Raw genomic sequence first — 16,264 nt, 5'->3', positions numbered from 1 at the left:
ACGTTCGCGGTCTGTTGCGCACTGACCGGCCACGACGTGGCGCTTAGTCGGGCACGGCGGGGGCGTCGAGAAAGAGCACCATGAGTTCGTCGTCGGCATACTCGCCGTCGATGCACAGGCCGCGGGGTTCGACGCCGTAGCGCACGAAGCCGCACGAGCGGTAGAGCGCCTGGGCACGGGGGTTCAACACGCTCACCACCAGTTGCACCTGGAGCAAGCCTAGCGCACGGGCGTGAGCGATGGCTCCCTCCATCAATTGCCTTGCAATGCCGGCACCTCGCCATGCAGGGTCGACAAAGACGCCCCAAATGAGCCCCTTGTGTGCGAGCTTGCGTCGCGGTTCGCGCATGAGTCCGGTGATGCCGACGAGCGTGTCGCCCACGAATGCGCCGAATACCACCTGGTTCTCGGTGGCGCGCACCCGGACCCTGCTTTCTTCGGGCGTGCGCTGCGATTCCTCTTCATAGGTCGGGACGATCCCGGCGGGATAATTTTCGGTCGCGTACAAACGCATGGCGTGAAACGCTTGCGCATCTTGCTCGGTCAATGGACGAATCGTTGTATTCGTTGGCTTCGTTTCGTTCATGTGCAGTGCCTGGCAATGGAAAGAGAATGACTCGCGCGATTCGAGCAAGCCTATCACGTCCCCCTGCTCGCTCGCCTTGCGCTAATATGGAACACCTGCGTCGCTTCATGCGCGCAGCATCACTCCGAGGTCTCTCATGCCGCAAGCCACAACGTCCGACGCACAACCTTACTTCTGGCGCGATGCAGACCTGCCGTTCATTGAAGTACGCGCGATCGCCGACGGCCGCAAGGTACGCTACGGCCGTCACGCACACAGCACGTTCTCGATCGGCGCGGTCACGGGCGGGCGCAGCACCTACCTGAACGGGAGCACGCTCTCGCATATCAGCGCGGGCGCGGTGGTGGTCATCAACCCGGAGGTCGTGCACGCATGCAACCCGGCCGCGGACGAGCCTTGGGCCTATCGCATGTTCTATCTCGACACGGCGTGGCTCGCGAATTTACAACACGACTTGGGCTTCGGAGCGCACGAGGGCTTTCGCCCGTTCGAACAGACCTTGAGCTGGGAGCGTGATTTGTCCGATGGGCTCAACGCGCTCTACGCGTTGCTCGTCGACACGAATGAGTCGGCACTTCGCAAGGAATGCGCCGTCGTGGCTTACTTCTCCAGGCTCCAGCAGTCCCTGAATCCTGCGCCGGTTAGCGCACGCGAACCGAACGAGCGGCTCGCGCGCGCAGCGGAATTCATCGACGGCAACTACACGCGTACGCTCAAGCTCGAAGAGATCTGCGCCGCCGCCGATCTTTCCCCTTCGTACCTGATACGCGCGTTTCGCGAGCAATATGGCATGACGCCGCACGCGTACGTCGTGAACCGCCGTATCGAATTCAGCCGCGCGCAACTGCGTCGCGGGCACGCTATTGCAGACGTCGCGGCGCAAGCGGGTTTCGCCGATCAAGCGCATCTGCAGCGCGCGTTCCGCCAGTTCGTTGCCGCGACGCCCGGCCAATATCGCGGCTAACGTAGTCGTCGCGCGCTCAGCCAAGCACCAGCCAAACCGCACTGCCCGCCAGCAACAACGCCATCGCGCGGTTCACGAAGCGCACGCGCGACGGTTCGCGCAAGGCCTGGCGCAGCGACGCGCCCGCCCACGCCCAGCAAGCAATCGACAGGTAGCACACCACAAAATAGATCGCGGCGAACCGCCAGACCAGCGCATTCTCGCCGGAAGCCGCATATAAGCCCATGGCCGCCACCGAGGCGAGCCACGCCTTGGGATTGAGCCATTGCATCGTGGCGCCCACCATCAGCGAGGGCCCGCGCGCCGCGTTCGGGGAGTCGATGCGGCCATCGTCGGTGGCGAGCCGGTACGCAACGTAAAGCAGGAAAGCCACGCCCGCCCATTCGAGCGCGCGCGTGAGAAACGGCAAGCGCGCCAACAGTTCCTGCATGCCGAGGCCGATCAGCAGCAGCAACAATACGAAGCCCACGGTCGCGCCAGTGACGTGGCGCAGGCTCGCGCGCAGCCCGTAGCGCGCGCCAGCACTCAGCGCGACGATATTGACGGGGCCAGGGGTGATGGAAGTGGCCAGCGCGAAGGCGGCCATCGACAAAGCAGTGCTCACGGTTATCCTCGCTATGCTCATGGGCAATCAGTAAGCGTCGAGGGTAGACCCGCGCGCCGGCGGCGTATTGAAGAAAATTGCCCTGCCCGCGAGCGCGGCACAGCGCCGAACTCGCGCTATCATTGCGCCGCACCGACGACTCCCATTCCGGAACTGCAACGTGAAAAAGATCCTCATCATCGGCATCGGCGCGGGCGATCCGAAGTACCTGACCGTGCAGGCAATCGAAGCGCTCAACGCCGCCGACGTGTTCTTCGTGATGGACAAAGGCGCTGCCAAGGACAAGCTCGTCGCGCTGCGCAAGGAAATCTGCGCTCGCTTCATCAAGGACCACGACTATCGCATCGTGGAAGCAACGAGCCCTGAGCGACGCCGCGGCGAAGGTCTCGATTACAGGGCCGCCGTGGACGAGCTCAACCGCGACAAGCAGCGCGTATTCGAAGGCCTGATCGAAGGGGAATTGACCGACGGCCAATGCGGCGCGTTTCTCGTCTGGGGCGACCCGTCGCTCTACGACAGCACCATCCGCATTCTCGATTCGACCCTGGCCGAAGGTCGGCTCGCGTTCGATTTCGAGGTGATTCCCGGCATAAGCAGCGTGCAAGCGCTCGCGGCGAAGCATCGCGTGCCGCTCAACTTCATCGGCAAGCCGGTGAGCATCACGACGGGAAGGCGGCTCGCGGAGGGCGGTTTTCCACCGGACGTGGAAAGTGCGGTGGTCATGCTCGACGCGCAGAACGCGTACGCGCAACTCACGGGCGAAGAACTCGATATCTACTGGGGCGCTTATGTCGGCACCCCTGACGAGATCCTGATGTCGGGCCGACTGGAAGACGTGAAGGACGAGATCGTCCGCGTTCGCGCACAAGCACGCGAGGCGAACGGATGGATCATGGACACGTATTTGCTGCGCAAGCGCGGCGTGCAAGACTGAAAGGAAAACGGAACGCGAACATCGGCGTTCGCGCCCGTTGCCTGGTTCACACGCTGAGGCTTAGGCCAGCCCCACGCATACCGCCACGATAATCGAGCCGAACAACAGCACGGCGCCCACCGTCTTGCGGTTGTGCAGCTCCGTCCACAGCAGCACGCCCGTGAGCGAAAGCAGAATGAGCGCCCCGGCAAAGCTGTCGATGAACAGCACCCAGCCGACGCTCATGCCCGTACCCTTGTGCAGGTTCGTGATCGTCGAGACAAGCGAGTTATCGTTGCGCTTGAGCGTGAGCTTGTCGTTGCCGACCCAGTACTCGACCATCACGCTCTCGCCGGGAGACGTGAACATCATCTGCCAATGCTCGGGCTGCACGACTTTGCGATCGCCCCAGGCCACGTCGTGCTCCGGCTCCTTCTGCACGCGGCCCATGCGCGCGGGCAGCTTCAAATCAGGTTGCGCGCGCAACCATTTCACCATCTCTCGCGGCGTTTCGGGCGCAGGGTCGGGCACGGCAATCTGCACCGTCGAGACTTGCGGCGCGCCCGGCGAAATGCGCAGCGGCTCGGCGCGATGGTTGAGCACGAACCCCGTTGCGCCGAACAACACGCCGAGCGCCGCGCCCCACAGGCCCACCCAGCCATGTACCTTGCGCAGCCACTTGATGAAGGTCGCACGGCGCGAGCGCTTCTCGCGCTTCTCGCGCTCGTCGCGCTGTTCAGCGTCGAGACGCGTACGCGGCATTGCCGGCGCGTCGATCTCGGCGGTATCGGGAAAGCTCATGTTTCACTCCAGAGTCGCAAAAGATTGTGGTAGCAGCCCACGAGGCTGCGCCGCGCCTCTACGTCGGCGTCGCTCGCGTTGAGGCGCTGGATAGCGGTGTCCATGTCGAAGAGCAGCGCGCGCTTCGTGTCGTCGCGCACGAGGCTTTGCACCCAGAAGAAGCTCGCCACGCGCGCGCCGCGCGTGACCGGCGTAACCTGGTGCAGGCTCGTGGCCGGATAAACGATCATGTCGCCCGCCGGCAGCTTGACCTCCTGCACGCCGTAGGTGTCTTCGACCACGAGTTCGCCACCATCGTATTCGTCGGGCGACGAGAGAAAGAGCGTGCAGGAAAGGTCGGTGCGCAGCTTCACGCCGTTGGGCAGCACACGCACCGCGCCATCCACGTGACTGCCGAACGTCATGCCGCCTTCATAGCGGTTGAAGAGCGGCGGATACACCTGGTTGGGCAGCGCCGCGCTGATGAAAAGCGGATTGCGCTCGATGGCCGCTAGCACCATGTCGCCGAGCTCGCGTGCGATGGGCGTGTGCTCGGCGATCTGCACATTGCGCTTCACGGGCGCACCTGACCAGCCGGCCGTTGCGCGGCCGTCCACCCAGGCGTCGCCCGCATTGTCGACCCGCGCGCGCAACGTGCGCACCTGCTCGAGCGTCAATACATTGGGGACGTGAACCAGCATCGTCAAATCCTTCGTTGTGCCGCATAAGCGGCAAAGCGGCCGCATTCAAGCGCATGCGCGCAGTTACGCAAAAAGCCCGCACTATGCGGGCTTCGCGCGATCGCACGCAAAAACGCTCGGCGCGCGTGTAACACGCGGGCGTCAGAACCGGTAATCGGCCGTCGCGAGGAACGTGCGACCGATACCCGGCACCGACCGCCCGCCGTCCGACGGGATGAGGGCGTCATAGTAGAACTTGTTGGTCAGATTCAGCAGATTGAGCCGCACATCCCACTTCTTTTCGTGGTACGCGGCCGTTGCGTCCCAACGTGTGTAGCCGCCGGTTTCCACGTAATTCGTGTTCGCTGCGTAACGCGCCGACATATAGGTCGGACCGCCGCCAATTTCCCAATGCGGCGTGAATGCATATGTGGTCAACAGCGTGAAGGTATTGCGCGGCGTATTCGCCGGTGTGTTGCCCTGGGTGCCGTCGAGCGCCTTGAGAATCACACCGTCCATGTAGGTGTAGCCTGCGAACACCTGCCACTTGTTGGTAATGTGGCCCGTTGCGCCCGCCTGGAAGCCGCGCACGCGAATATCGCCTTCGAGCGTGTACTCGCCCGTCGAAGTTTGCGTGCGCGCGTTGTCCATCTCCTGCTGGAAGAATGCTGAGGTAACCGAAAGATTGCCGCCCAGCAGGTCCCACTTCGCGCCGACTTCATACGACTTGGTGTGTTCCGGCGAGAGATTTTGCGTGTTGTTCGTGACCGTGAGCGCTTCGAGCGACGGATCGAACGACGTGCCGTACGAGAAGTAGTACGACTGCCAGTCGGTCGGCTGATAGATCGCGCCCGCGCGCACGCTCGTGAACGTGTTGGTCTGATCCGCGTAGGCTGGCGCGCTGATCGTGTTGGCGATATGCGCCTGGAAGCGATCCCAACGCACACCGCCAATGAGCTTCCAGTGCTCGCCGATCGACATCGTTTCGTTGAAATACGCCGCGAACGTGTTTGCGCCCGACTCAGCGTGATTGCCGACCGTCGCCGTGACGTTCGAGGGCGTCGAAATATAGACCGGGTCGAGCAGCGAGAGAATCGGCAGGTTGTTGCGCGTGTAGGCCTGATTCGTGTAGCTGTCGTGGCCGACCTCGATGCCCGCGAGCATCTCGTGCTTCAGGAAGCCCGTGGTGAACTTGTATTGCGCCATCGTATCGTTGTAGATCGAGTGGTTCTCGATCACGCGATCGTGGCTCGCCAGCTTGATGTAGAGATCTTCGAGCGGCAGGTTCGTGAAGTTGCCATTCTTGAGCGCCGTGCTCGACGAGAGCGGGCCCGTGAGCACCGCGCCAGGCGCAGTCTCGCGCGCGTCCGTGAGCGAGTGCGAGAACTGCGTCTGGTTGGTGATCTTGAACTGATCGTTGAAACGGTGATCCACGCGAGCCTGAACGATCTGCACGTCCTGGATCGTGCGGTCGTCGGTCAGGCCGTAGAACGTGCTCTTCGAAGGCGCGAACGGATGGCCGTTGATCGCTTGCACGCCGTAGTCCGGCATGTCGTAGTTGTGCTGGATGAGCGCCGAGATCGTGACCTCGGTCGGCGTGCCAATGCCAAAGCGCAACTCGGGCGCGAAACCGTAGTCCTTGTTTTTCATCACGTCGCGCGTCGAGCCCATCGACTGGCCGAACGCATTCAGACGAAATGCAGCGTGATCGCCGAGCGGACGGTTCACATCGAGCGTCGCGCGATAGCGGTCGTCGGTGCCGATGGTGGTCGACACTTCGGTGAGCGGCTTGAGGTTCGCCTGCTTCGTGACCTGATTGATGACGCCGCCCGTGGAGCCGCGGCCGAACAACATCGACGAGGGGCCGTATAGCACTTCGATCGATTCGAGGTCGAAGGTATCGCGGTAGTACTGGTTGCGGTCGCGAAAGCCGTCGAGGTAAATATCGTTTTGTGCCGTGAAGCCGCGCAGGTTGATGTTGTTGCCGATCTGGCCGCCTTCCGCGCCGCCGATGGTGATACCGGGAGCGTTGCGCAGCGCATCCTGGAACGACGTGGCGCCCTGCGACTGCATCACGGCCTTGTTGATCACCGTGACCGACTGCGGAATGTCGCGCAGCGCCGAGGGCGTTTTCGCGCCGACGGTCGAGCGATCTGCCTGGAAATCCTGATCATCGCTTTGGCCGGATACGGAGATCGTGGGCAGCGTGGCGGTGTTCGTGGCGCTTGCCGCCGTTGCGGCGGCAGGCGCGCTTTGCGCGAGTGCAGACGAAGCGAAAGGTACGGCAAAGGTCAGCGCGAGCGCACTCGCGAGCGGCGTCCGGTTCAACATGAGGTCCCTGTACACGGCGTATGACCCGGCCGTGCGACACGCGGACAACTGGCGCGGACGACGCGGGTCGATTGGCTGGCTGGGCCGCCCCGAAAGGACCGAGGGAAACGACGCTAGGCTGGCTGGTCTTGTTGTTTGGCCGCGGAAGTGTCCACGGTAATGAGAATCGATATCATTCCATATGTTTCGATGCCTTTCAATCGATTTCGGCGTTTGGGCAACAGTTTGGTGGCGTGTTCGGCAAGGCTCGGCATCATTAAGGCAAATGTAATTTTCGCGACTGGAATCATCCAGTTGATAAGGACTTGATTCATCCGATCAATTGCCGGCGGGGCTGACATATTGATTGGGATATCGAATCAATATGCGAAGCCTCGCGCTACGCTGCCTGAGCGCATTCGCGGGCGCACCGCTGCCGTTCGCAAGCGGATGCCCCGCCCGCACGACGACGAGGAGCGACTCCGTATGGAGATATTCGAACGACACGCCCTGCATGATCGCCGGCTCGGCCATGCGCCCCACCATCAGGTCGAGGTCGCCGGCTTTCACTGCCCGCGGGAGTTCGGCATTCGAGTCGGTATGAATCTTCACGCCAACTTGCGGTCGCAACGGCGCAGTAGTTGGGACTTCGAACCTTCACATCTACGCCGCCATGCGTGGAGAGACGCTCGATGATTTCCTCAAAATGCGCAATACGCGAGTGCTCTACCCGGTGGCGGGAGAGGTAAAAGCGACCGAAGAATGGCAGGATGGGGAAGCGAAGTAAGCGTGCGTTGCGTGGCGGCCGCCCGGTTGCGGCCGCCGCCTAAAAATCCTGCAATCAGTCGAGCGCCCGATCATTGGGATGCGCAAACAGCGCCCGATTTTCGTTGGACAACGGATAGTTCAGGTTCATCCCCTTGGGCGGAACAGGCTGCGTAAACCACTTCGTGTACAGCCGCTCCGCTTCACCCGAAGTCTGCAGGCGAGCGATCACGCCATCGGCCAGTTTCTTGAAGACGGGATCGTCTTTGCGCACCATGCAGCCATAAACCTCCGAGAGTGGCGGCGTGCCAGTGATCAGGTAGTCCTGCTGGTTCGCCTCCTTGGCCCGCGCGCCGTACAACAGCGGCTCGTCCATGACGAACGCGACAGCGCGCCCCGTCTTCACGTTGAGAAACGACTCCGCGTGGTCTTTGGCGGCGATGAGTTGCATGTCCATCTTCTTGTCGTTGTTCATCTCGCGCAGCAGCCGGTCCTCCGACGTGCCCGCCGTGGTCACAACCGTCTTGCCTGCGAGATCGGGGAAATCCTTGATGCCAGAATCTTTTTTCGCAATCAGGCGCACGCCGTACTGAAAGAAGCTGTTCGTGAACGCGACCTGGTTGTCGCGATCCCTGGTGTGCGTGGTCGAACCGCACTCGATATCGATCGTGCCGTTCTGGACCAGCGTAATGCGGTTCTGCGAAGTGATCGGAATTTCCTTGACCGTGAGCTTGTCGAGCTTCAGCTCATTTTTCACCTCGTCGACGATCTTCAGCGCGATGTCCTGGGCGTAGCCGATCGTGTGTTGCTCGCTGTCGTAGTAGGAGAACGGCACCGACGATTCCCGCACGCCCAGGGAAATCACGCCGGTATCGCGGATTTTTTTGAGGGTAGCGCTCGTGGCGTCTTGCGCCTGAACAGGCGCGAGATACGCGCATCCCATGACGACTGCAGCGAGCGTTGCAACTTTTTTCATTTAGTCTCCTCCGGATGGTCCTTCGGCGCTTCGTGCGCCGCACCCGAGTATTCATGCCTCGCAGCGATGCGGCAATTGAAATCAGTTACGTCGACATAACTCAAGGTTAAGTCGCCAGTGATGGAACCTGCGCAGCCGTCGAGGCCAGTTTCGTTGGCAACACGAAGCGTTCCGCGCCATGACTTGTCCACACTTTTTGTTGGCAGCCCTGTGTGTAACCCTTGGAAGACCGCATCAAGTCCTTGATGCGTTTCGGTTAACCCACGGCGTTCCCAATCGCGGCATCACAGTCCCGCATCGCCTCGAAACCCACCCAACTTTTCCACAGATTTTGTTGGCAGCCCTGTGCACAACGTCTGGACAGCGAAGCTAAGTCCCTGATCGCAAACACCAATACGCCACGCGACAGAGAAGTTGCACGTTTTGGAGGCACTGGACTTGTCCACAGTTAACGGGGAAAAGTCTGTGCATATACCCCCCAACATCCGCGCCAATCCATTGATAGCACAACGGATTTTCTCTCTGCACGCAGATCGGCTCATACGCGCCTCACGCGCGCACATCCCTAAAGTTTGTAAGGGAAATGCCGTTATGCCTCGCTGTGTTGTTGGGTCTCAAGCGGCCCCATCGAAGGAATCTCATGCGCAACAATCAACCCGTCACGCAACAGGAATTCGACTATCCCGCTTCGCAGATGCTCGTCTCGGCCACCGACCTCAAGGGCCGCATTCAGTACTGCAATCCTGCGTTCGTCGCGGTGTCGGGCTTTACGAAAGAAGAGCTGATCGGCAAGGCACATAACATCATTCGTCATCCCGACATGCCGGCCGAAGCGTTCGCCGACTTGTGGGAGACCGTTCGCGAAGGCCGTCCCTGGACCGCGATCGTCAAGAACCGCCGCAAGTCCGGCGACCACTACTGGGTGCGCGCGAACGTAACGCCGGTCTCCGAGCAAGGCACGGTGGTCGGCTATCTGAGCGTGCGCGTGAAGCCCACGCGCGAGGAAGTCCGCACGGCCGAAGCCTTCTACGCGCAAATGCGCGAGGGCCGTCTGCAAGGCGTGCGGCTGCGCCACGGCTCGGTGGTGCGCACGGGCCTGGTGGGCGCGCTGCAGTCGCTCCTGCGCGTGCCTATCGCCACGCGTATCGCGTTCGGCTATGGCGCCGTGCCCGCCGTGTTCGCCGCGGCCGGCTTCGCCGCCTGGCAGGGCCTGCCGCCGCTGCCGTTCTGGGGCGCCTTCGGCGCGGCCTGCGTTTGTGCGCTCGGCGCCTGGCGTCTCACCACGCGCCACCTCGGCGCGCCACTCGCGCAGATGACCACGGCCTCCACGCGCATGGCCGCGGGCGACCTCACTGCCACGCTCGCGGTCGCCACGAACGACGATCTCGGCGACGTGCTCCAGGCGCTCAACCAGTTGCAGGCCAATCTCACGGCGATCGTGTTCGACGTGCGCTCGCAGATCGACGGCATGCTCGACGCCGCGCACGAAATCTCGAGCGGCAATCTCGATCTCTCGCGCCGCACCGAAATGCAGGCCGCATCGCTCGAAGAAACCGCCGCCACGATGGATCAACTCACGACCACCGTGCAGGCCAACGCCGAAGCCAGCGCCCGCGCGCTCGATCTCGCGCGCGACGCGCAGTCCGCCGCCGCCGAGGGCGGCTCGATCGCCGCGCAGATGGAGCGCACGATGACGGGCATCACCGACGCGTCGCGCCGTATCAGCGACATCACCGGCGTAATCGACGGCATCGCGTTCCAGACCAACATCCTCGCGCTCAACGCCGCTGTCGAAGCTGCGCGCGCGGGCGAGGCCGGCCGCTCGTTCGCCGTCGTGGCGGGCGAGGTGCGCACGCTCGCGCAGCGCTGCGCGGCGTCGGCCAGGGAGATCAAGCAGGTCGTGGACGCCAGCGTGCACGAGATCGCCGAGGGCACGCGCCTCGTTGGCAACACGACCGCGCAGATGCGCTCGATCGACGAAGCCGTGAGCCGCGTCTCGTCGATCATCACCGAGGTCGCGAACGCAAGCGGCGAGCAGGCCGAAGGCATCCGCCAGGTCAATCAGGCCGTCGCGCATCTGGACAGCGCCACGCAGCAGAACGCCGCGCTGGTCGAGCAGGCCGCCGCCACGGCGCAGCGACTGGCCGAGCAGGCCGACGTGCTCGACGAGGCCGTGCGCCTCTTCACCGTGGCGGGCGCCGAGACGCTCAAGCGCTCGAAGCCCGGTCGCACGCCGGCGCGCCGCCAGAGCGTCAATCTTGCCGAAACGACCGAGGACCTCGCGGCATAACGACCGGCACCCACGCCTCGCCGCAAGCGCAGTCGAGCCGCTTCGTCCATTGGTCTGAGAGATCGGCGTTAGTCCCATCTCGACAGTGCGGCGCGCGGCCGGCACCATGAAAACCGTCAGCAAGCCGTACCACGGTTTGCTGATCCGAGTAACAACGGCGTTTTAACGGCTCACCCGGCCTGCCCGGGCGGGCCGTTTTTTCTGGTGCGTACGCTTGGCGCCTGGCATTGCTTTGCTTCGCAACCATGACAGCGGTGCAACGCGCAACGCATTTCGCATGGCCCGTTGCAGGGCGCGCAAAAACGGACGGTGCTGCGGCAAGTCGCGTTAAACTGGCTGGCCAGGGTCGCGGCACAGCGATCTCGCTGTGTGTGTCTGCGCTCACTTGCATAAACACGCCGCGCAGCCGACCCCGTACAATGGCTCGACCACCCAACGCACGAGGACAACATCAATGCGCACGACCGGGTCTTCCGGAAACATGACCCTGCTCACCGAGCATGACGACGCGACCGGACGCGAACTGCGTTCACTGCGCCTCGAATCGGCGGCCGACGGCAAAAGCCTCTTGCTGGTCGAAGTCGACGAGCGTAAGCCGGGCATCCATCGCGAAGTGCGTTACGAAATCACGCCGGCCGAGCTGATCGCGGCTATTCGGGCACAAGGCGCCGAGTTGCCCGGGGAATCACACACGCGTTAAGCGCACGGAAACTGGCGGCACGAACGCGGCACGCGTAGTCTCGTGCCGCGTTCTGTCGCTTTCCGCTCATCTCGCGCTCGTCTCGCGCACATCTCGCGTTTCCCACTTTTCAATCCGGCGCTTTTTCACATGCGTGCCCCACTCGGCAGGCATTCTCACGCGCGTACAGGGGGTCGCTTGCACGCCTTCGAAATGCGTCCATAATCTTTACGTTACCCTCCTATCTTTCCCGTTCCTCGCCTCAAGGCGCAACGGAAGTAAGCCGATGCTACATGACCTCATCGCGCAATACGGGCCTGCGCTGGTGTTTATCAATGTGCTCGCCGGATCGCTTGGGCTGCCCGTGCCCGCGATGCCCGCGCTCGTGTTGTTCGGCGCGATGGCGGCCATGCATCCCGGTTCGATCGGCCAGCAGGTCGCGCCGGTGCTCGGGCTCGCCATCTTCGCCATGCTGATTGGCGACAGCGTGTGGTTCATGGCCGGGCGCCTCTACGGCGGCAACACGCTCAAGACGCTCTGCAAGCTCTCGCTCTCGCGCGACACCTGCGTGAAAAAGACCGAGCGCTTTTTCGGCCGCTGGGGCGTGCGCGTGCTCGCCGTCGCCAAGTTCGTGCCGGGGCTGTCGCTCGTTTCCGTGCCGATGGCCGGCGCGATGGGCGTGCCCTACCGCCAGTTCGTCGGCTTCGACGGCATTGGCGCGGCGCTGTGGTCCGGCACCGGCCTGCTCATCGGCGTGATGTTCGCGCCGCAGATCGACATGCTCATGAGCGGCGCGAGCCGCCTTGGCCGCTTCGCCCTCGTCGTGGTGGTCGTGCTGCTGGTGCTCTACGCGACCTACCGCTGGCAGCGCCGCCGCCAGCTCATCAAAAAGCTCGCGAGCGCGCGCATTACGGTGGAAGACCTTTGCCGCGCGATGGGCGCGAAGCCGCCGCCGGTCGTGTTCGACATTCGTTCAGAAGAAAAGCGCAAGCTCGATCCGTACATCATCCCGGGTGCGTTGTTCGCCGACGAGCGCAAGCTCGACGAGATCGTCGGCAAGTTTCCGAACGACCAGAAGCTCGTGATCTACTGCTCGTGCCCCAATGAAATTTCCGCGGCCTGGATGGCGAAGAAACTCGCCGAGGCCGGCTTTACCGATGTGGTGCCGCTCCTTGGCGGTCTCGATGCGTGGCGCGATGCCGGCCGCACGCTCGAGTCGCTCCAGCTGCTCGCCCACGCCGACGTCCCGGTCAACATCACGCCTAAAGCTGTCTGATCCGGGCGGCCCGCTCCCGAGCCGCCCGCACGAGGAGAACCGCCAGATGGGCACGATCACCGAAGCCGAAGTTCCCGAATCCGCGGAACTTCCTTCCGCGAGCCGGCACTCCGACACGCAGCCGCAACCCGCCGAAGCGCCATTCTCGACGCTCTCCACGCGGCGCCATCAGATGTTCCCCCAGCTCACCGACGACGAAATCGCGCGCCTTGCGCGCTTCGGCGAGCAGCGCCAGTGGGCGACGGGCGAACTGCTCTTTCGCACGGGCGAAACCGGCCCCGGCATGTTCGTGCTGCTCTCCGGTTCGGTCAAAGTGTTCCAGCGCGACGGACTGGGCCGCGAGCGACTCATCGTCGAGCACGGGCGCGGGCAGTTCCTCGCCGAAGTGGGCCAGCTTTCGGGCGGCCCGGCGCTCGTGGACGGCCTGGCGCTGGAACCCGTCGACGCGATCCTGATTCCGCCCGAGCGGCTGCGCGCAGCCATCGTCGCCGAAGCCGAACTCGGCGAGCGCATCGTGCGCGCGCTGATCCTGCGCCGTGTATCGCTGATCGAAAAGGGCGCGGGCGGCCCGATTCTCGTGGGCAAGCACGACGATCCCACGCTCGTTTCGCTGCAAGGCTTCCTCTCGCGCAACGGCCATCCGTATTCCGTGCTCGACGAGCGCGACGAAGGCATGCTTTGCGGCGTGATCGAGCGTTTCGCTGCGCGCTGCGAAGACCTGCCGCTCGTGATCTGCCCCGACGGGTCGGTGCTGCGCCATCCCAGTGCCCCCGAACTGGCCACGTGCCTCGGCATCCTGCCCGAGCTCGACGGCGAGCGCGTCTACGACGTCGCCGTGGTGGGCGCGGGCCCGGCCGGTCTCGCCACGGCGGTCTATGCCGCTTCCGAAGGCCTTTCGGTGATCGTGCTCGACTCGCGCGCGCCCGGCGGCCAGGCGGGCGCCAGCTCGCGCATCGAAAACTATCTGGGCTTTCCCACGGGCATATCCGGCCAGGCGCTCGCGGGCCGCGCGTTCGTGCAGGCGCAGAAGTTCGGCGCGCACGTGGCCATTCCGGTCTCGGTGCGCAAGCTGATCTGCGATGAAGAACCGCGCCGGCTCGAAACCTGCAGCGGCGACGTGCGCGCGCATACGGTCGTGATCGCGAGCGGCGCCGTGTACCGCAAGCCCGCAATCGAGGGTATCGATCGCTATACCGGGCGCGGGATTTACTACTGGGCCTCCCCGGTCGAGGCGAAGCTTTGCAAGCACGAGAACATCGTGCTCGTGGGCGGCGGCAATTCGGCGGGCCAGGCGATCGTCTATCTCTCCACGCATGCGCGCCAGATCGACGTGCTGATCCGCAAGGCCGGTTTTGAATCGACGATGTCGCGCTATCTGATCGACCGCGTCGCCTCGCTCTCGAACGTGCGAGTGCATGGGCACAGCGAGATCGGCGGCCTGGACGAAGACAGCAGCGGCCTCGCCGCGGTGCGTCTGAAGATGCCGTGCCCGGAGGGCGTCGACCATTTCGATTCGCGCCACCTGTTCCTCTTCACGGGTGCGGACCCGAACACTGGCTGGCTGCGAGCGTGCGGCGTGAAGCTCGACCCGCACGGCTTCGTGCTGACCGGCGACAACGAGTCGTGCAGCCTCGCGACTTCAGTCGAAGGCGTCTACGCGATCGGCGACGCGCGCGCGGGTTCGACCAAGCGCGTGGCCGCGGCGGTGGGCGAAGGAGCGGCCGTGGTCGCGCAGATCCATCAACGGCTCGCTGCGCTGCGACCGGTGACGGTGGTTGCGGGCGTCCATGCGTGAGCGCGCTGTGGATGTTGCAGAAGCGCCCACGGTTGCCGAAGCCAGTTCCTCGCTAAATCTGCCGCTCGCGGCGGCTCGTACGCTGCACCTCGCGGCGCAGGGGCTGCTCGCGCCGCCGCGCCGCAAGGCTACGCAGGACGACGTGCTCGACGCGATCCGCCGCATGGCGCAGTTGCAGATCGACACGATCCACGTGGTCGCGCGCAGTCCATATTTCGTGCTGTTCAGCCGCATTGGCGCGTTCGAGCCGGCCTGGCTCGACGCGCACCTCGCGCAAGGGCGCCTGTTCGAATACTGGGCGCACGAGGCCTGCTTCCTGCCCATCGAGGACTACGGGCTGCTGCGCCATCGCATGCTCGATCCTTCCGGCATGGGCTGGAAATACGCGGCCGAATGGCATGACCAATACCGTGACGAGATCGACGCGCTGCTCGAGCGCATTCGCGCCGATGGCGCCGTGCGTTCCGCCGACTTCGCGCGCGCCGAGGGCGCGAGAGGCAGCGGCTGGTGGGACTGGAAGCCGGAGAAGCGGCATCTGGAAGTGCTGTTCGCCACCGGCGCGCTGATGGTGGCCGAGCGGCACAACTTCCAGCGTGTGTACGACGTGGCCGAGCGCGTGCTGCCGCACTGGAACGACGCGCGCGACCTGCCGCCACGTGCCGAAGCGGAACGCGAGCTGCTCTTGCGCTCCTGCCGCGCGCTCGGCGTGATCCGCGCGGACTGGGCCGCCGACTACTTCCGCCTGCCGCGCCGCCCGTATGCCGATGCCCTGCACGCACTCGCCGACGCGGGCGCGTTGCTGCCCGTGCGAGTGGAAGGCTGGAAACACGACGCATTCGTGCATCGCGAGCACGCGGCGCTCATCGACGAAGCGGCGAGCGGCAAGCTCGGCTCCACGGTCACGACCCTGCTCTCGCCCTTCGATCCAGTGGTGTGGGACCGCAAGCGAGCGCTCGCGCTATTCGACTTCGATTACGCCATGGAATGCTATGTGCCGGCTGCGAAACGCAAATACGGTTACTTCGTACTGCCGATCTTGAATCGCGGGCGGCTTATCGGGCGAATCGACGCAAAGGCGCATCGGGCGCAACAGGTGTTCGAGGTGAAGTCGTTGCATCTGGAACCCGGCGTACGCGCGAGCGGCCGTCTGGTGGCCGACTTGCGCCGGGCGCTGCAGCGTTGCGCTGACTGGCACGGCACGCCGGCGCTACGCATCGGCGCAGCGCCGGACGGCCTCGCGGCCGCCCTGCTGGCTGCGTGAGCGTGCGGCTGCTTACCCGGCAAAGCCGCCGCACGCGTTGAGAACGACTAGTGCTCCAGCTTGGCGCGCAGTTCGCGCGCGGCTTCGAGCAACCCTTCGTAGCCCGAACGCGCGTGTTGCGGCAGGTCGGGGTCGCCCACCAGCGCGCCCAGCGTTTCGACGAGGCTGAAGACGAGGCCTTTGGCCGCGCCCGCCGCGATCTTGCCGGATTTCACGCCCTCGTCGACGTGACTGAAGGCGGCGTTCAGACTCTCCAGATCCGGTTGCGATGAACCGGCGCCAGGCTTTTGAGCGTCCTGCTTTTGCGTGTCGTCGCTCGTCATGATGAACTCGATCTCCCTTGGTGAGCAGTAGTCAAAAGAACCCCGCACTTTTCAATGTTATA

At 64.0% G+C, this 16,264-nt stretch carries 16 protein-coding genes and 1 pseudogene; 8 read left to right on the top strand and 9 right to left on the bottom strand.

All coding sequences use genetic code 11. The features are described from left to right. Positions 1-43 precede the first annotated feature (43 nt). On the bottom strand, positions 44-586 hold the full coding sequence (locus tag M3I54_RS04270; RefSeq protein ID WP_254333298.1) for a GNAT family N-acetyltransferase: 543 nt from the start codon (positions 584-586) through the stop codon (positions 44-46). A 136-nt stretch (positions 587-722) separates the two neighbouring features. Between M3I54_RS04270 and M3I54_RS04265 the strand changes: the two genes are divergently transcribed. Then, a complete protein-coding gene (locus tag M3I54_RS04265; protein ID WP_254333296.1) occupies positions 723-1,550 on the top strand; it encodes an AraC family transcriptional regulator in 828 nt (275 codons plus the stop codon). 16 nt (positions 1,551-1,566) lie between these two features. Here M3I54_RS04265 and M3I54_RS04260 read toward each other — a convergent pair whose 3' ends face one another. Beyond that, positions 1,567-2,154 carry a LysE family translocator gene (locus tag M3I54_RS04260; RefSeq protein ID WP_254333294.1) on the bottom strand — a complete coding sequence of 196 codons (588 nt, stop codon included), beginning with the start codon at positions 2,152-2,154 and terminating at the stop codon, positions 1,567-1,569. Between the two features lie 160 nt (positions 2,155-2,314). On the opposite strand from M3I54_RS04260, the gene cobF reads away from it, so the two are divergent. Further along, on the top strand, positions 2,315-3,088 hold the full coding sequence (gene cobF / locus M3I54_RS04255; protein ID WP_254333292.1) for a precorrin-6A synthase (deacetylating): 774 nt from the start codon (positions 2,315-2,317) through the stop codon (positions 3,086-3,088). A 60-nt stretch (positions 3,089-3,148) separates the two neighbouring features. Here the strand turns inward: cobF and M3I54_RS04250 are convergent, their stop codons facing one another. From M3I54_RS04250 to M3I54_RS04230, 5 genes are all read right to left on the bottom strand, one after another. After that, on the bottom strand, positions 3,149-3,868 hold the full coding sequence (locus tag M3I54_RS04250) for a PepSY-associated TM helix domain-containing protein (RefSeq protein WP_254333290.1): 720 nt from the start codon (positions 3,866-3,868) through the stop codon (positions 3,149-3,151). Beyond that, the gene (locus M3I54_RS04245) at positions 3,865-4,548 is read right to left on the bottom strand and encodes a Fe2+-dependent dioxygenase (RefSeq protein ID WP_254333288.1); all 684 of its coding nucleotides are present in this window, start codon (positions 4,546-4,548) and stop codon (positions 3,865-3,867) included. Before M3I54_RS04245 ends, M3I54_RS04250 begins: the two co-directional genes overlap by 4 nt. Before the next feature lie 141 nt (positions 4,549-4,689). Next, on the bottom strand, positions 4,690-6,858 hold the full coding sequence (locus tag M3I54_RS04240; protein WP_254333286.1) for a TonB-dependent siderophore receptor: 2,169 nt from the start codon (positions 6,856-6,858) through the stop codon (positions 4,690-4,692). Positions 6,859-6,971: 113 nt separating this feature from the next. Beyond that, positions 6,972-7,172 carry a hypothetical protein gene (locus M3I54_RS04235; RefSeq protein WP_254333284.1) on the bottom strand — a complete coding sequence of 67 codons (201 nt, stop codon included), beginning with the start codon at positions 7,170-7,172 and terminating at the stop codon, positions 6,972-6,974. 4 nt (positions 7,173-7,176) lie between these two features. After that, positions 7,177-7,467, bottom strand: a complete 291-nt coding sequence (locus tag M3I54_RS04230) for a LysR substrate-binding domain-containing protein (protein ID WP_302058831.1) — start codon at positions 7,465-7,467, stop codon at positions 7,177-7,179. A gap of 1 nt (position 7,468) precedes the next feature. Here M3I54_RS04230 and M3I54_RS04225 point away from each other — a divergent pair. Next, positions 7,469-7,624 (top strand): annotated as a pseudogene (locus tag M3I54_RS04225) (gallate dioxygenase); the annotation flags it as partial. 54 nt (positions 7,625-7,678) lie between these two features. Here the strand turns inward: M3I54_RS04225 and M3I54_RS04220 are convergent. Continuing rightward, the gene (locus tag M3I54_RS04220; RefSeq protein WP_254333280.1) at positions 7,679-8,578 is read right to left on the bottom strand and encodes a transporter substrate-binding domain-containing protein; all 900 of its coding nucleotides are present in this window, start codon (positions 8,576-8,578) and stop codon (positions 7,679-7,681) included. Between the two features lie 640 nt (positions 8,579-9,218). On the opposite strand from M3I54_RS04220, the gene M3I54_RS04215 reads away from it, so the two are divergent. The 5 genes from M3I54_RS04215 (at position 9,219) to M3I54_RS04195 (ending at position 15,879) form a co-directional block, all read left to right on the top strand. After that, positions 9,219-10,868 (top strand): PAS domain-containing methyl-accepting chemotaxis protein, encoded by a 1,650-nt coding sequence (locus M3I54_RS04215; protein ID WP_254333278.1) that lies wholly within the window; start codon positions 9,219-9,221, stop codon positions 10,866-10,868. Positions 10,869-11,322: 454 nt separating this feature from the next. Next, complete coding sequence (locus M3I54_RS04210; RefSeq protein WP_028207914.1) at positions 11,323-11,568, top strand: hypothetical protein; 246 nt, start codon at positions 11,323-11,325, stop codon at positions 11,566-11,568. 265 nt (positions 11,569-11,833) lie between these two features. Continuing rightward, positions 11,834-12,823 carry a DedA family protein/thiosulfate sulfurtransferase GlpE gene (locus M3I54_RS04205; RefSeq protein WP_254333276.1) on the top strand — a complete coding sequence of 330 codons (990 nt, stop codon included), beginning with the start codon at positions 11,834-11,836 and terminating at the stop codon, positions 12,821-12,823. A 46-nt stretch (positions 12,824-12,869) separates the two neighbouring features. Then, positions 12,870-14,618 (top strand): FAD-dependent oxidoreductase, encoded by a 1,749-nt coding sequence (locus M3I54_RS04200; RefSeq protein WP_254333275.1) that lies wholly within the window; start codon positions 12,870-12,872, stop codon positions 14,616-14,618. Then, positions 14,611-15,879, top strand: coding sequence for a winged helix-turn-helix domain-containing protein (locus M3I54_RS04195; protein WP_254333274.1), 1,269 nt, complete (start codon positions 14,611-14,613; stop codon positions 15,877-15,879). The genes M3I54_RS04200 and M3I54_RS04195 overlap by 8 nt, the downstream gene beginning before the upstream one ends. A 47-nt stretch (positions 15,880-15,926) precedes the next feature. On the opposite strand, the gene M3I54_RS04190 is transcribed toward M3I54_RS04195, so the two are convergent. Beyond that, the gene (locus tag M3I54_RS04190; protein ID WP_201699573.1) at positions 15,927-16,202 is read right to left on the bottom strand and encodes a hypothetical protein; all 276 of its coding nucleotides are present in this window, start codon (positions 16,200-16,202) and stop codon (positions 15,927-15,929) included. Between the last annotated feature and the right edge of the window lie 62 nt (positions 16,203-16,264).

The sequence above is a fragment of the Paraburkholderia sp. CNPSo 3274 genome, from assembly GCF_024206475.1.
Lineage (GTDB): Bacteria > Pseudomonadota > Gammaproteobacteria > Burkholderiales > Burkholderiaceae > Paraburkholderia.
The sequence above is the reverse complement of the archived record's forward strand: the minus strand, read 5'-3'. Positions and strand labels throughout refer to the sequence as shown.

Coding starts and splice junctions, on each gene's coding strand:
- M3I54_RS04270 (WP_254333298.1), bottom strand. CDS start 586: ATGAACGAAACGAAGCCAACGAATACAACGATTCGTCCATTGACCGAG.
- M3I54_RS04265 (WP_254333296.1), top strand. CDS start 723: ATGCCGCAAGCCACAACGTCCGACGCACAACCTTACTTCTGGCGCGAT.
- M3I54_RS04250 (WP_254333290.1), bottom strand. CDS start 3,868: ATGAGCTTTCCCGATACCGCCGAGATCGACGCGCCGGCAATGCCGCGT.
- M3I54_RS04245 (WP_254333288.1), bottom strand. CDS start 4,548: ATGCTGGTTCACGTCCCCAATGTATTGACGCTCGAGCAGGTGCGCACG.
- M3I54_RS04240 (WP_254333286.1), bottom strand. CDS start 6,858: ATGTTGAACCGGACGCCGCTCGCGAGTGCGCTCGCGCTGACCTTTGCC.
- M3I54_RS04235 (WP_254333284.1), bottom strand. CDS start 7,172: ATGAATCAAGTCCTTATCAACTGGATGATTCCAGTCGCGAAAATTACA.
- M3I54_RS04220 (WP_254333280.1), bottom strand. CDS start 8,578: ATGAAAAAAGTTGCAACGCTCGCTGCAGTCGTCATGGGATGCGCGTAT.
- M3I54_RS04215 (WP_254333278.1), top strand. CDS start 9,219: ATGCGCAACAATCAACCCGTCACGCAACAGGAATTCGACTATCCCGCT.
- M3I54_RS04210 (WP_028207914.1), top strand. CDS start 11,323: ATGCGCACGACCGGGTCTTCCGGAAACATGACCCTGCTCACCGAGCAT.
- M3I54_RS04205 (WP_254333276.1), top strand. CDS start 11,834: ATGCTACATGACCTCATCGCGCAATACGGGCCTGCGCTGGTGTTTATC.
- M3I54_RS04200 (WP_254333275.1), top strand. CDS start 12,870: ATGGGCACGATCACCGAAGCCGAAGTTCCCGAATCCGCGGAACTTCCT.
- M3I54_RS04195 (WP_254333274.1), top strand. CDS start 14,611: ATGCGTGAGCGCGCTGTGGATGTTGCAGAAGCGCCCACGGTTGCCGAA.
- M3I54_RS04190 (WP_201699573.1), bottom strand. CDS start 16,202: ATGACGAGCGACGACACGCAAAAGCAGGACGCTCAAAAGCCTGGCGCC.